The 14,517-nt window shown below is 63.1% G+C and carries 8 protein-coding genes; 5 read left to right on the top strand and 3 right to left on the bottom strand.

Annotated elements, in window-relative coordinates; translation table 11 throughout:
* Positions 1 to 150: 150 nt before the first annotated feature.
* From M1L53_RS27235 to M1L53_RS27225, 3 genes are read left to right on the top strand one after another with little or no spacing between them, the layout of a single operon-like run.
* Complete coding sequence (locus tag M1L53_RS27235) at positions 151 to 576, top strand: hypothetical protein (protein WP_050656660.1); 426 nt, start codon at positions 151 to 153, stop codon at positions 574 to 576.
* The gene (locus M1L53_RS27230) at positions 576 to 4,679 is read left to right on the top strand and encodes a cation-translocating P-type ATPase (RefSeq protein WP_054187338.1); all 4,104 of its coding nucleotides are present in this window, start codon (positions 576 to 578) and stop codon (positions 4,677 to 4,679) included. The genes M1L53_RS27235 and M1L53_RS27230 overlap by 1 nt, the downstream gene beginning before the upstream one ends.
* 11 nt (positions 4,680 to 4,690) lie before the next feature.
* The gene (locus tag M1L53_RS27225; protein ID WP_030536904.1) at positions 4,691 to 4,972 is read left to right on the top strand and encodes a hypothetical protein; all 282 of its coding nucleotides are present in this window, start codon (positions 4,691 to 4,693) and stop codon (positions 4,970 to 4,972) included.
* A gap of 69 nt (positions 4,973 to 5,041) precedes the next feature.
* On the opposite strand, the gene M1L53_RS27220 is transcribed toward M1L53_RS27225, so the two are convergent.
* On the bottom strand, positions 5,042 to 10,525 hold the full coding sequence (locus M1L53_RS27220) for a carboxyl transferase domain-containing protein (RefSeq protein ID WP_030536903.1): 5,484 nt from the start codon (positions 10,523 to 10,525) through the stop codon (positions 5,042 to 5,044).
* 542 nt (positions 10,526 to 11,067) lie between these two features.
* Positions 11,068 to 11,841, bottom strand: a complete 774-nt coding sequence (locus tag M1L53_RS27215) for a hypothetical protein (RefSeq protein WP_225320093.1) — start codon at positions 11,839 to 11,841, stop codon at positions 11,068 to 11,070.
* 215 nt (positions 11,842 to 12,056) lie between these two features.
* Between M1L53_RS27215 and M1L53_RS27210 the strand changes: the two genes are divergently transcribed.
* Both M1L53_RS27210 and M1L53_RS27205 read left to right on the top strand, forming a co-directional pair.
* Positions 12,057 to 12,788: a GNAT family N-acetyltransferase gene (locus M1L53_RS27210; RefSeq protein ID WP_007732221.1), complete on the top strand. Its 732-nt coding sequence runs from the start codon at positions 12,057 to 12,059 to the stop codon at positions 12,786 to 12,788.
* 53 nt (positions 12,789 to 12,841) lie between these two features.
* On the top strand, positions 12,842 to 13,816 hold the full coding sequence (locus M1L53_RS27205; protein ID WP_003945115.1) for a sigma-70 family RNA polymerase sigma factor: 975 nt from the start codon (positions 12,842 to 12,844) through the stop codon (positions 13,814 to 13,816).
* 91 nt (positions 13,817 to 13,907) lie between these two features.
* Here M1L53_RS27205 and M1L53_RS27200 read toward each other — a convergent pair whose 3' ends face one another.
* Positions 13,908 to 14,318, bottom strand: coding sequence for a VOC family protein (locus tag M1L53_RS27200; protein ID WP_003945103.1), 411 nt, complete (start codon positions 14,316 to 14,318; stop codon positions 13,908 to 13,910).
* Positions 14,319 to 14,517 lie beyond the last annotated feature (199 nt).

The following is a 14,517-nucleotide window of genomic DNA, read 5'->3' as shown; positions in this document are numbered from 1 at the left end:
GCATCCCGCACCGTACCCTCTCACGGCGCTGGCGATGGCGCGCCCTCGCCAGGTTCGCCGAAAAATGTATCGGATCGTGATTGCCGCCGTCAGCGTTGGGTATGGCCTCAAATACTGAATTCTTCGATGGACTGCTGATAGGAGCGTCCGATGATGATTGTGGACGAAGCCACCCGCGTCGTTCGTGGGGTGGCAGACGCAACGACGACGGTGGCCGGAGCCGTCGGTGGTGGAGTGATCGGTGGAGTGACGGGCGGGATACGCGGATCGGCGGAGGGTGTCCGAGACGGAATTCGTGCGGGTAGTTCCTCGACGCCGACGGCGGTTCTCACGATGGCGGCCGTGGGTGCGGCGGGATTGGTGGAATGGCCGGTGATCTTGGCAGTCGGCGGCACGGCCCTGGTACTCCACGAATGGGATCGCAAGAGCGGTCGGACGGATCGCGAGGTCAAGGCGGTTGGCCGCACGAGCAAGCCAGAACAGGTAAAGAAGGAATCGAGCGGAAACTCCCACAAGGCGGCCGGCCGGTCACAGGATCGAACTCACAGTTCTTCGCACACTCGATCCACTCACTGATGTTCTCAGCGATGGCCCGGCGTGCGGTGTCGGTGGCAACTTTGCCGCCGCGCCTGGCGTTGTCGGGACTCGCGTTGGTGGGCGGTTCGACGATTCCGCGAACCGCTGTCAGTGACGTGGCGTTGCGGACCGGCACCCTCGCGTTGGCGGGTGTGGGGATGATTCCTGCAGCAGCGGGATCGATATTCGGTGCCCCGCGAATCCCAGGTTCCGCCTATGTCTCGGCGGCCGCGTCGGCGATCAATTATCAACCCCGGGTGCGTCGGCGAATCGAACAGCGCCTTGGCCGTTCGCTCACCGACTTCGCATTGGAGTCGGCGACGTCGTTCGCGGACGTTCTGACCTATGCGCCTGCGTCATTGGCCGTGGATTTCGGGCTGCGGACGATGCTGCTACGCGAAACTCTGGCGGCGCGACACTCTCGGCGGGTGTGGTCATTCGAACCTGGCGGTCGCGGTGCTTCCACGAGGCCTGAACCGAGTGGCTCAGGTGAGCGTTACGCAGACAGGATCGCCGGGGTTCAGCTGGCGGCCGGGGCTGCACTGGCTACCGTCTCTGCCGGCGGTGACACCGTCGCGACGAGTATCAAGGTTTCGGCGCCGCGACCGCTTCGGATGTCGCGCGAATCATTCGCTGCTGGTGTGTCATACGGTCTGTGGCGGACGCACCACGTCGCCGTTTCGGACCCCGCGGCTCTACGCATGCTCGATCGTGTCGATACCGTCCTCGTCGATCCGAGTGTCCTTTTCGACGACTCGCTCCGGGTTTCCGACATACGAGAGGTGTCCGAGTCGGACCGCGTCGTGGTGTGGGCACAAGCCAGGAAAGCTCTGAACGACGGAACTGTCGGAGTGGGAAGGCACCGCATCGGCGGCGCCGAAGTGGTCGTGCGACCCGTGCGAAAAGGTCTGGCGGAAACACTGATAGGCGAAATACGTGCGGCCGGGGTCGCAGCCGTCACGATCGACGACGACGGGCTCGGATCACTGCGAAGTGGATTCGACGAGCTCTATCCGGCGCAATCGACTGCCGAAGCCGGCCTGCGCGAGGCTCTCTCGGCGTTGGTGGCCGAGGGTCGGACAGTTGCGATCGTGTCGAGTAGGGCGATAGCGGGGCAGGCAGTGCTACGCATCGGGATTTCACCACCGAGTGGCGAGCACGTGAGTGCCGACATCCACACCGACTTGGCCGGGGCGTGGCGGGTTGTCCATGCGCTCCCGGCTGCTCGAACAGCGACGAGGCGCGGTGTCGAACTCTCCTCAGGTTCTTCGGCATTGGGTGCCTTGATCATGCTTCCGGGAGTTCGAGGGGCTGGGCCGGGGCCGATCACAGCTGGTTCGGCCGCGGGACTGTGGACCGGATACACCCTGTCCCGATCTGTGATTAAAGCGCCCGTCCCTGTCGGTACTCCGAGCGATACCTGGCATGAGATGGACGGTGATGCTGTCGTTCGCGAACTATCCGAATCCATCCGACATACACCGCACCGTGCGGAAGCTCGTGTGCGAGCGCCCGCACGGTTCAGGTTGATCCGTGACGGATTGTCGGCGTTGCGAACAGAATTGGCGGATCCACTGACGCCTGTGTTGGCGACCGGCTCCGCTGCCAGTGCAGTCCTCGGTTCACCGGTAGACGCCGTCCTGGTCGGCTCGGTCTTGGTCGGCAATGCCGCGATGTCCGCTGTTCAACGGCTTCATTCGGAGCGGGCGGTGCAGCGGCTCTTGCGGACTCAGGAACCGGTAGCTCGGCGAGTAACCAACGACGGCACGGTCGAGACAGCGGCCGACGCGCTCGAACTCGGTGACGTCGTGGCAATCGAGTCCGGGGACATCGTGCCCGCAGATTGTCGCCTGTTGAGCGTCGAATCGCTGGAAGTCGACGAGTCGTCGTTGACGGGAGAGTCCCTGCCCGTCGACAAGCAGACCGACCCGACCCCTGGGATGCCACTGGCCGAGCGACGGTGCATGGCCTACGCAGGGACAACAGTGCTTGCCGGATCCGGTCGTGGCGTGGTCACGGCCATCGGAGCCCGAACGGTGACCAGGCGTGCCGATGTCGGTGTGTCCCGATCCGGACCTGCTGTGGGCCTGACCAACAGACTTCGCGAACTCACGAGGGCGACCCTGCCGGCCAGTATCGGCGGTGGGGCGTTGGTGACAGTCGCGGGTCTGCTTCGTGGTACCGGTCTGCGCCGCGCCGTCACCGGAGGTGTGGCCGTGGCTGTGGCTGCCGTGCCGGAGGGGCTGCCTCTGGTTGCCACTCTGGCTCAGCAGGCCGCAGCGCGAAGGCTCACTGCAGCAGGAGTGTTGGTTCGTGCGCCACGATCGATAGAAGCGCTCGGTCGTGTCGACGTGGTCTGCTTCGACAAGACCGGAACCCTCAGCGAGAACAAGCTACGGGTGGCCGCGGTCGAACGCGTCGACGGCTGGGACGAAAGCGAGATTCTGGAAGTTGCGGCGCGCAGTGCCCTGGGAAGTCGCGACGATCGCGTGTTTCATTCGACGGATGCCGCCGTCGTCGATGCAGCCCAGCAAGCTCTGGACGATGCTTCGGTTTTCGGTGACGTCGAGGCGAACAACCTCGTTCCGTTCAGGTCGGGGCGGCCGTACTCGGCAGCTTTGCTCGGCAGGCGGATCGCACTCAAAGGTTCGCCGGAATTCGTGACCGAAGCAGGACGAGATCCGAATGCTGTGTCGGCGAAGCACGTTCAAAGCATGGCCGGACGCGGACTGCGGGTGGTTGCCGTCGCCCAGCGCGAGTTGTCGGAACACGACGCGCGACGCGCAGGCGAAGACTCGCAATTTCTCGAACAGTGTTGCTCCGAGGGGTTGGAAGCGGTCGGCCTTCTCGGACTCTCGGACACGCTGAGACCCGAAGCAACGCAACTTGTTCGAGAACTTCGAGGCGACGGACGGCAAGTGCGCGTGCTGACCGGGGATCATCCGACAACAGCGGCCGCGGTCGCCACCGAACTGGGGTTGGACGTCGCACGCGAGGACGTTGTCACCGGTCCTGACTGGGAGAACTTCTCTCGCGCCGAAAGACGGGATGCGGTCCGCGGCAGCAGCGTCTTTGCGCGCGTGACACCCGAGCAGAAGGTCGAGATCGTGCAAGCGTTGGAGACCGACGGGCGGGTGTGCGCCATGGTCGGTGACGGCGCGAACGATGCTGCGGCGATCCGAGTTTCCAGCGTGGGAATCGGGGTGGCGTCGACCGACAGTGATCCGGCGCGCGGCGCCGCAGACATCGTGCTCCTCGACGGCCGTGTCGGCGGACTGACCGACGCATTGGACGAGGGCAGTCAATTGTGGCGGCGGGTCAGATCAGCGGTAGGAGTTTTGCTCGGAGGCAACGCGGGTGAAGTCGCATTCGCGCTGATCGGTTCTGCGTTGTCCGGCGAATCACCGCTCAACGCAAGGCAGTTGCTACTGGTCAATCTGATGACGGACGCCTTGCCCGCTGCCGCGCTTGCGGTGAGCACCCCGTCCGAGAACGGATCCGAGAAGTCCGAACAGATGGACGCTCATGCGTTGTGGCAGACGATCGCTGTCCGCGGCGGTGCCACGGCAATCGGTGCGCTGGCAGCGTGGCTTCTGGCCCGGGCGAGCGGTAGGAGGCGGCGAGCGTCGACGGTGGCGTTAGTTGCCCTGGTGGGCACCCAACTGGGGCAGACGCTGCTCGAATCACGCAGTCCGCTGGTGGTCGCAACCGTTGCCGGATCCGCTGCGGCGCTGGCGACGCTCGTCAGCACACCCGTGGTGAGCCAATTTCTCGGTTGCACGCCGCTCGGTCCCATCGCCTGGGGCCAAGCGGTGGGCTGCGCGTCGGCGGCGACGCTGCTCGCGGCGCTGGCTCCGCGGGTGTTGGAGCGGATTGCCGCAACTGAGGAGAACGCGAACGGTCAATCGACGATTCGCAAGATCCCGACGCGAACGAGCACTGCGTACACCTCCCGAACCGAGGGAGTCAGCGCCCGCGACAGCGTGGAAATCAGCGACGTGGAAATCAAAGAAGCGGAAACCGGTGAATCGGACACGCTTGTGAGCGTCGCTGCTGGAAGTGACACGTCGCCGAACTCCCGGGCGACCCGAGATGAATCCTGAGGAATCGTGACATGTCCCAGAACACCGTCGACCACACGAACCCCGTCGATCACCGCGCGGTAGTGGAATCCGTCCGTTCGGCACGGAGCTTCGAGTTGGAGCTACCGATCGTCGGTGCCATCCCTGTTCCGAGACCCGAGCAGATCGCCTACTTTGCGGTGATGGGACTGATGGTCGCCTTCGAGATCATCGAGTGGCCCGTGGCAGTCACCATTGCAGCGGGGCATCTGCTCGCAACAGAGCAGCACAATCACGTCCTCGAAGAGATCGGAGAGGCGCTCGAGGGCGTCTGACGCAGGCGCTGCCTGGACACAAATCGAGCGGCCCCGCATTTCGCGGGACCGCTCGACGTGCGGAGAAACTTACTGCGCGAGTGCGCGCTTCATGCCGCGTTCGACTGCTGCGATGATCTGCGGACGCAGTTCTGCGGCAGGGACGATCTCATCCACCGAGCCGACCTCTCGGGCCCGCTGGATGTTGTGGATCGCTTCGAATTCGGATGCCACTTCGCCGAGCTTGTCGGAGCGGACGGCGATGCGCTGAGCGTTCAGTTCTACGCGCAGATGTGCTTTCTCCGTGTCATCCTTGGCCGCTGCCAAGTCTGCCTCCAGTTGCTGCACCTTCGGGTCGTTGTTGGTGCGGGTGTTCACCTCACGGGTGAAGACCACTGCGGCGGCGGGGGCGCCGCCGAGTACCGACGCGAACGAGCCTTCGACAGCAAGAACTTCCATGTTGTCGTTGAGCGCACCGGAGAACACGACGAACGCGCCGCCGTGGTAGCGGGAGACGACACAGAACACGATCGGTCCGTCGAAGTTGACGATGGCGCGGCCGATCTCGGCGCCGTACTCGAGCTGGATGTTGCGCAGCGACTCCGGGGAACCGTCGAAGCCGGACAGGTTGGCCAGCACCACGATCGGACGGTTGCCGCTCGCAGCATTGATCGCGCGAGCAGTCTTCTTCGACGAGTTCGGGAACAGCGTTCCCGACGTCCAAGTGTCGGGACCGTCGGCGGGGAAGTGCCCCTTACGTGGGATCGCGCGGGATTCGATGCCCACCACTGTGACCGGATGTCCGGCGAGGTGCGCGTCCAGAACGACCGAGGTGTCGGCGCCGGCCATGTCGGCCCAACGCTCGAGAACAGAGTGGTCCTGGTCGACCACCGAACGCATCACGGTGCGAATGTCGAAGGGCTTCTTGCGATCCGGGTTCTTCGCCGAGGAGAAGATGTCGCCGACCGTCTCGAAGTCGCTCGACGGGTGGGTGTGCGGGAAGCTACGCACGTCGCGATCGACGGGGTCCGTCGTCGCTGCGCGGCGCGGGAACCGTTCGCCGGGAGCGAGGTACGAGTGTGCGTAGTGACGGAACAGGATCTCGCACGCCGCAGTGAGGTCGGGGGCCCAGTACTGCGCCTGGCCGTTGGGGCCCATGACGCGGTCGTAACCACCGATACCGAAGTTGTCCTCGGCCGACACACCACCGGAGTAGTCGAGAGACTGCTTGCCGGTCAGCACCATCGCGCTGTCCGGGGTCATCACCAGAATGCCCTTGGTGTGCATCAACATGGTGGCTTCGGCGTTCCAGTAGGGCTGAGCGCCGACGTTGATGCCCGTGACGACGATGTTGATCTCGCCGCCGTTCTGGGTGAAGGTGATGATTCGGCGCAGGCCGCGGGAGACCCAGTCCATGTTCTCGGTGCCGCTCTCCATCGAGATGGTGGCACCGGAGGACAGTGCGAACCACTCGACCGGAGCGTTCAACTTCTCGGCCAGGTCGATGGCAGCGACGACGCGTGAGCATTCGGCCTCGGCGACGGTACCGAGCGCCTTGGTGGGGTCACCGAATAGCGCGACACGGGTCATTCCCTCGGGATAGCGCGGCGTCGGCGTGTTCACGAGGCCGACGACGATGCCGGCCTTGTTGAGACCGTACGGACGCTCGACAGGTGACAGGACGCCCGCTTCGTCGAAGTCGTGCTCGACGAAGGTGCCCTTGGTGCCGGTCAGGAGTGGAATCAGCTCGTACGGGTACACAGTTCCGCGTGCCCGCGAACTCTGGACCTTCTGGGCGTACGCGTCGAGGGGGAGCAGCGGTTCGGTGGGAGGTGTGGTCTTGTTGATGACCACACCGGCACCTGCGCGGTAGGAGAATCGCAGCGCAACTTCCTTGGGCGCGCCGCCCTTTCGGTCCTTGAGCCGAGTGATGAGCGTGATCTCTTCGAGCCCGGCGCCGACGGTCAGTCGGGCTGCGTTCTGAGCGATCACCGAGAAGCGCTCGCTGGGAACGTCGGCGACCGGCCACACGTAGAGCACGACGCGGTTGGCTGCGAGTCGACGCTTGTCGCCGCGCTGGGACTGCGCACGACGGATACCGTCGAGGCAGGCAGCGAGCGTGCGCTCGATGGCCGGGAGTGCAACCATCTGACCTTCGTCGTCGAGTTGCGGTGTCACGTCGCGGATTTCGGCCAGAGCGATCAGGCGCTCGTCCTTCGGATTCTCCTTGGCCGAGAGGTGGAACAGGTAGGTGTTCTCCGGAGCCGGGAGGCGCTTTCCGTTGAAGTTCTTCAGGCGCCACATGTCCAGACGCTGACCCGTGAGCGGATGCATGTCGCGGATGATGTGGTCCTCGACCAGTTCGCCGTCGACGGGGCGGAAGGTGACCCACCGGACCGGATCCCCGTTCGGGTTGCAGATGATCACCGTCGCGCGGCGAGACCGTGTGATCGTCTCGTTGCGCGAGAGTTCGGTGCGCAGCGTCTCGACGAGCGCGTCGCCGTCGGCGGGCTGATCAGGCCAGTCGAGGTAGATGTCGACTACGAGCCCGCGACCGGATGGAGCATCCTGCGCGATCGTGGCGACATCGTCGAGAGCCGTACCGAGAGCGTCGAATTCGGCCACCGTCGAGACCAGATGCAGCCCGTCGCCCTTGAGGTCGAAGTTGCCGGTTACGAAACGGCGGTCGACGTGCTCGAAAACTCGGACGTCTTCGAACGAGTGAATCTTGTAGTAGCGACGCGTGATGACCTCGAGCAGAGGGCCGCCATCGCGGTTGCCGAGGCCGATCTTTCGACCCAACAGGTCCAGGAGCGGTTCGGGAGTGGCGACGAGGTTGGCGATTCGCTCGTCGAAATCTGCAGCGTCCGGCTGCTCTTCGAGGTAGGCGAGGTTGCCGCGTACTCCGTCGTAGACGTCTTCGCGAACCTTGCGGATGCGCGGCTCGTCGAAGAACCGGAAGCGAAGGTTGCGGGCGACGTCGCCGATGACGGGGTAGCGGACCTGCGTCGCGACAATGAGTCGATCGAGAACCTCGTTGAGCTCCTGCGCCGAGCAACCGGGAGCCTTGTCGCCGACGAGCCAGCCTTCGAGAAGTGCTGCAATGACCGGGATCTGGGCTTCCATGCGCTGCAGAGCCAGGAAGAGTCGGTACACCGCTTCCTCGACGGCCTGGCGATCTTCCAGATCGGTGACGTCGTAGTGGCGAAGTGCCCGTTCGAGTCTCGTGCGGAACGACGCCGGCAAACCTTCGCGCTCGGAGTCGAGTGAGTGCAGGAAGGTGTGGAAGTGCTCGCGGGGGCTGTGGACGGATTCGTCCTTCGCGGACTCGCCCGAGGTGGGCTTGTTGCGCGAGAGTTCGCAGATGTCGGCGAAGGTGGTCAGCACAGCCAGTTCTGCCTGGACCAGTTCGCGGTCCTCGGATTCGAGTGCGCTGCGAAGTGCGTCGTATTCGGCCAGAACAGCGTTTGCGTGCTTGCCGCTGACGTCGTAGCCACTGATCATCGCGGTCAGTGCTTCCAGCTGTGCCAATGCATCTGCGCGGGTATCGGATCCGGAAGTTGCTGCGGGAAGATCGAATTGGACTCGCGGAGCCTTCTCCGTGACAGCTTCCTCACTGACCTGGTCGACGCGCAGGAGCGGTGCGCCGGCATCGACCTGGGAGTTGACGGTAGCGAGAACCTCACGCACTTTGCCCGCGTACGGAGCGCGAACCGCGGTCTCCATCTTCATGGATTCGAGCACGACCAGAGTGGATCCGGCTTCGACGTCGTCGCCGACCGCGACCGGTACTGCTACCACTACGGCGGGAGCCGGCGCGCGGACTACGCCGGCGTCGTCCTGGCTGATCTGGTGGCTGATGCCGTCGACCTCGACGAGATAGCGAGCCGGGCTCACGACGGAAACGACGTGGAAGCGGCGATCACCGATCACCAGCCGTGACTCGAAGTCACCGAGACGATCGACGTCGACCTCGATGTCTCCGGCGTCTCCGTCGACGCGGTAGCGGTGCGGGCCGATACGCCCGACGGTCAGTTTGTATGCCTGACCTTGGTAGTTGAGCTCGACGGTACGGCCGATCGCGTGATTGGCGCGTGGGCGGCCGCCACGTGCCGAGGCGAGGAAGGCCGCACGCTCGAGTGACTCCTCGGCGTCGTAAGCATCGATGGCGGTGGCGATCAGCGCGACGTCCGCGCGGCGAGTGGTGCCGGTGAGGGCGCCCGTGCGGTCGAGCCAGCCGGTATCCGCGGATGCCGAGATGACCTCGTCGCGATCGAGTAGATCGAGGAGGAACGACTTGGTGGTAGTGCCGCCGTCGAGTACGACAGTGGTTTCACGAAGGGCAGTGCGCAGACGCGCAAGTGCCTCGGAGCGGTTGCGGCCCCACGCGATGACCTTCGCGACCATCGAGTCGTAGTCGGGCGGAATGACGTCCCCGGCAGCGATGCCGGTGTCGACCCGGATGCCGGAGCCGAGCGGGAACTTGAGGAGCTGAACGGTGCCGGGTGCCGGCGCGAAATCGTTGTCGGCGTCTTCGGCGTTGAGGCGGGCTTCGACGGCGTGGCCGAATGCGGGCGGGCAGTCACCGACCAATTCGTCACCACTGGCGACCAGAATCTGCAGCTTGACGAGGTCGATTCCGGTGGTGACCTCGGTGATCGGGTGCTCGACCTGCAGGCGGGTGTTGACCTCGAGGAACGTGAAGAGCTTGTTCTCGGGCTGGTAGAGGTATTCGACCGTGCCTGCGCCCTGGTATCCGGCTGCCTTGACCAGTTCGGCGGACACCTTCTTGAGGTGGTCCGACTGTTCTTCGGTCAGGACGGGGGAGGCGGATTCTTCGATGACCTTCTGGTTGCGACGCTGAATCGAGCAGTCGCGAACGCCCGGAGCCCAGACATTGCCGTGGTTGTCGGCGATGACCTGTACCTCGACGTGGCGTGCATCGGTGACAAGGCGTTCGAGGAAGACGACGGGGTCGCCGAAGGACCGCTCTGCTTCGCCCTGCGTGCGCTCGAGTGCAACTTCGAGTTCGTCTTCGGCCCAGACCTTGCGGATACCGCGTCCGCCGCCGCCGCTTCGGGCCTTGATGATCAGGGGATATCCGATGGACTGAGCATGACGACGAGCGTCGGCGCGCGTTTCGACCGGTCCGCCGCTCCACGGGGCGACCGGTACGCCGACCTTCTCGGCCAGGATCTTGGCGGCAACCTTGTCGCCGAGCAGGCGCATCGCGTCGGCGCTCGGGCCGATGAACGTGATGCCCAGTTTCGCGACGATCTCCGCGAAGGCGGGATCCTCGGCCACGAAGCCCCAGCCGACCCAGACTGCGTCGGCCTTGGCTGCGAGCAGTGCTCGCTCGAGTTCGGCGTAGTCGAGGTACGGGCTACCGGTGCCGGTGCTGCGCAGGGTCACGCCCTCATCGGCCTGGCGGACGAACATGGCGCGGCGCTCGGCCTCGGTGTGCAGCGCAATGACGCGAATGCCGTAGTCGTGTTCGGCGTTCAGTTCGCGTACAGCCCTGATCAGCCGGACCGCGGCCTCACCTCGATTGACCACTGCGATTCGTTTGAACATTGTCACTGCCACCGTCCTTGATGAGATTCTTCGTCACGTACGTTGCGATATGAGCCGACCGTGTCCCACGTACCCGGATTCCCCGGTTCGTGAACTACGCCGCGATGCGCTGTGTTTCCCCCGGTTGCGCGTCGGCAAGTGATTGCCCTTCCGGTTCGTCGAGTCCCCTGCGCTGAAGCACTGTGTGCACCGAAGCGCTGTGTGCGCTGAGGCACTGTGTGCCTTGTGCGCCACCCTGCAGGCGTGGACTCAGAACCGCTCCAATCACGAATCAGCAACATATTGTGTCTGCTTCCAGGGAATCCCTGGTTTATCTAAGAATGCAGTATGTCGACGCTCATGTCACCTGGGCGAATTGAAGAATATTAGTCAACGTGAACCACGGTTACACATATGGCGTTAAATCATTGCGGTGCAATCGAATTCGGACTTGTGACACGGATCACGATGGTAATGAAATCGGCAAGAAAGTGAATACTCACTGGTAACAAAATCGCATATTCGGAGAATTCTCTGGGTTGCTCGATTATTACTGATCGGTACTACTGGCGAGTATTTTTTATGTCCGGTCGGACCGTATTCGAGAAATCGCCTTCGATGGTTGCGATGTGCTTTGCGATCGCGTCGAGTCCTGAGGGAGGGAGATGCAATCCGTTGCCGAGAGCAAGTGAAGTCCGCTTGAAGTGCTCCACGAGTGGTTCGTATTTCGTGACCAGTCTCAGCCTGTCGGTCTCGCTCAGGTACTTCACGCTTCCCGCGTTGTCGACGAAGTCACTGAACTTCACGAGGAACACTGCGGGATCCGCTATCGCGCGGATGACGTGATCCTGATATCCGGCGGTGGTGTTGTCGCATGGGTAGTCGATTGGATTGGTCACTGCCTCAACAAGTTCGGAGATTCTGTGGCCGAAGCGCGAGGCGATGAGTGTTGACGCACGTTCCTGCGCTTCGGATGCGGACATGTCGTCTGCAGTCTGGCCACCGAGGAGCGCGATGACGGCGTGTGGTCGGTCCTCGACCGTGTCGTGAAGCGCGGTTGCGCTCAGGATCTCGACATCGGAGCACCCGTACCGAAGCAGCCGCAATACATTTCGTAGGGGATGAACGATGTAGGGATCCTCGTCGGACTTGATCCCGTTCTTTCTGAACTGATCGAGGTGCGCAAGGGTCGCGACCTCCATGGCGAGCCGTAGGGTTTCACCCGAGATCGCCAGCTCGTCGACGGCGCTCTCGATGGCGAAGACCAGCGTTGCAGCGTCCATCTCCTTCAGGGGCAACTGGTCGAATGCAGACCTGATCGGGTCGGAGTTGCTCATGCCAAATAGCCTTCCGGTTGGTGAGGCGTCGCGACGAATGTCCTGGTGCAGATCTGCAATCGAGCCCTGATTGACGCCGGAAATACAGGTCGAGGTCAGAATCATCTTGATTCTATCCGGCGACTACGACAGCAAGTGTTCCTAGCGTTGTCATAGAGGTGGGCGGGGAGGTTCGTCCGCCTCCATCACAGGCAAATAGGGCAGGAAGAGGTTCGATGACCACGGAGGCGACCCTGGCGTCGTTTGTCGAGACAGTTGACACGGATGTCGACACCCATCCGCTGGACGATCCTGTGCGACAAGGACTTCGCGGACATCATGCGCAATTCGCTCGCTGGGCAGGGAGAGTTGCGCGATACGACCCGACGGTCGCGCCGTTTGTCGGTCATCCGCCCGAGTTGGACGCCGAGGACTGGGAGAACCTACTCACACTCGTAGGTCCTGGCGGCACAGTAGGTTTGCGAGGATTTGATCACCGCCCGCCGGAAGGGTGGCGCATTGTGGATCAGTTCGGCTCGGTGCAGATGGACGGATCCGCACTCGAAGTCTCCGTTGATCCGTCGGTCGAACTTCTCGGAACGGGCGACGTTCCCGAAATTCTGGCATTGATCGAGCGCACCAAGCCAGGACCGTTTCTTCCTCGTACCGTCGAGATGGGCAGTTACTACGGCATTCGCGTCGACGGAAGACTTGTTGCCATGGCGGGGGAGCGGTTGCACCCTCCGGGATGGACGGAAATCAGTGCGGTGTGCACTGACAGCGACTTTCGGGGTCGAGGCCTGGGTACGACGCTGATCCGTGCCGTCGCTGCCGGGATTCGCGAGCGCGGCGAGCTGCCATTTCTCCATGCAGTGCAATCGAATACGAATGCGATCAGACTCTACGAATCACTGGGGTTCGTTCTCCGGAAGAGATCCAGGTTGACTGCGGTGCAGGCGCCTGCCTGATCGAATTCTCGCCGACGCCTGTGTTTCGGGCGCTCGGCCACTAGTCTGAACAAATGACAGTCGATCAGGCGTTGGACAGTGATTTCCTCACTCTTGCCGATCCGTACCGCCGCGAGTTGCTGGCGCACTGCTATCGCATGATGGGGTCGATTCACGACGCCGAAGACCAGGTCCAGGAGACGTTCATCCGGGCTTGGCGCGGGTTCGACGGTTACAAGGGCCAGTCATCTCTGAGGACCTGGCTCTACCGCATCGCGACGAATACCTGCCTGACCGCGCTGGAGGGGAGATCGAGGCGTCCCCTCCCGACCGGCCTCGGCGCACCTAGTTCGGACCCGGCCGACGATTTGATCGAGCGCAACGAGATTGCCTGGTTGGAACCGATTGCCGATTCTGCGTTGGGCGACGTCAATGATCCGGCCGTCATGGTCGTCAATCGCGATTCGGTCAGGCTCGCCCTTGTCGCCGCTTTGCAGCACTTGTCCGCGCGCCAACGTGCGGTTCTGGTTCTACGTGACGTTCTCCAGTGGAAGGCGTCGGAAGTTGCGGAGGCGCTGGACACCACAACCACTGCGGTAAACAGCCTGCTGCAGCGGGCTCGCGCGCAGATCAATCACATCGGACCCACCGAGGACGATCTCGTGGAACCGACTACCGAGGCTGCCCGGAAGTTGCTTCGCGACTACGTGCACAGCTTCGAGAGCTACGACGTCGAGGCCATCGTCGAACTGTTCACGCGCGAAGCCATCTGGGAGATGCCTCCGTTCGAGGGTTGGTACCAGGGCCCCGAGGCAATCGGGCAACTCATCGGAACCAAATGCCCGGCCGACGGACCAGGAGCGATGCGCCTACTTCCGACCGCTGCGAACGGTCAGCCGGCGTTCGGCCTCTACATGCGCGAGCCCGATGGTGTTCACCGCGCTTTCCAGTTGCACGTTCTCGATGTCACCGAGTCCGGGATCTCGCACGTGACGTGTTTCTTCGATCTGAGTCTGTTCGCACGGTTCGGATTGCCTGCCGAGCTGTAGGGGCCCTGCCGAGTTGTAGGGGCAAGGAGTTGCGCGAGCCCTCCGGTATGGAGGGACCCGCGCGACTGCTCGTTACTGCTGTTGCTGTGCGTTACTGCTGGGGAACAGTCGCAGCCGGGTCCATCCACATGACCTCCCAGACGTGATTGTCGAGGTCGCGGAATGCGCGTCCGTACATGAAGCCGTGATCCTGGGGCTCCATCCACTTGCTGCCGCCGGCAGCAATCGCCGCGTCGACGAAGGTGTCGACTTCCTCCCTGCTGTCGGCCGACACACACATCAGTGCTTCACGAGCTTTCGACGTGTCGCAGATGTCGTCGGCGATGAAGTCCCCGAAACGCGGTTCGTTCAGGAACATGACGGTGGCGGAATCGCTGACGATCATCGAGACAGTGTTCTCGTCACTGAACATGTCGTTGAACTCGAAGCCGAGGCCACTGAAGAATGCACGGGTGGCGGCGACGTCCTTGACCGGCATGTTGACGAAGAGAAGACGAGACATTGGGTGCTCCTTGAACTCGGTTGATTGATTACTGAACGCTTCGGTTCCTGTTGGTTCCTGCTCATACAGACCGCAGTGGGCGCAGAAAGTCATCGCGAGAAGCAAAAATTCGAGAAAAGTATCGCCTGTTAACTGACTGCAGTGCTCTGACCTGGCGATTTGGTGTTGTGTTGATCTTCGCGTAACTTTGTCCAGGTCA

Origin of the sequence: Rhodococcus sp. T9N (assembly GCF_024436645.1) — a bacterium.
Classification (GTDB): Bacteria; Actinomycetota; Actinomycetes; order Mycobacteriales; family Mycobacteriaceae; genus Rhodococcus_F; species Rhodococcus_F qingshengii.
The sequence above is the reverse complement of the archived record's forward strand: the minus strand, read 5'-3'. Positions and strand labels throughout refer to the sequence as shown.

What these genes read in the sequence shown, in the direction of transcription:
- M1L53_RS27200 (WP_003945103.1), bottom strand. Translation starts at nt 14,318, where the DNA reads ATGTCTCGTCTTCTCTTCGTCAACATGCCGGTCAAGGACGTCGCCGCC.
- M1L53_RS27230 (WP_054187338.1), top strand. Translation starts at nt 576, where the DNA reads ATGTTCTCAGCGATGGCCCGGCGTGCGGTGTCGGTGGCAACTTTGCCG.
- M1L53_RS27215 (WP_225320093.1), bottom strand. Translation starts at nt 11,841, where the DNA reads ATGAGCAACTCCGACCCGATCAGGTCTGCATTCGACCAGTTGCCCCTG.
- M1L53_RS27225 (WP_030536904.1), top strand. Translation starts at nt 4,691, where the DNA reads ATGTCCCAGAACACCGTCGACCACACGAACCCCGTCGATCACCGCGCG.
- M1L53_RS27220 (WP_030536903.1), bottom strand. Translation starts at nt 10,525, where the DNA reads ATGTTCAAACGAATCGCAGTGGTCAATCGAGGTGAGGCCGCGGTCCGG.
- M1L53_RS27210 (WP_007732221.1), top strand. Translation starts at nt 12,057, where the DNA reads ATGACCACGGAGGCGACCCTGGCGTCGTTTGTCGAGACAGTTGACACG.
- M1L53_RS27235 (WP_050656660.1), top strand. Translation starts at nt 151, where the DNA reads ATGATGATTGTGGACGAAGCCACCCGCGTCGTTCGTGGGGTGGCAGAC.
- M1L53_RS27205 (WP_003945115.1), top strand. Translation starts at nt 12,842, where the DNA reads ATGACAGTCGATCAGGCGTTGGACAGTGATTTCCTCACTCTTGCCGAT.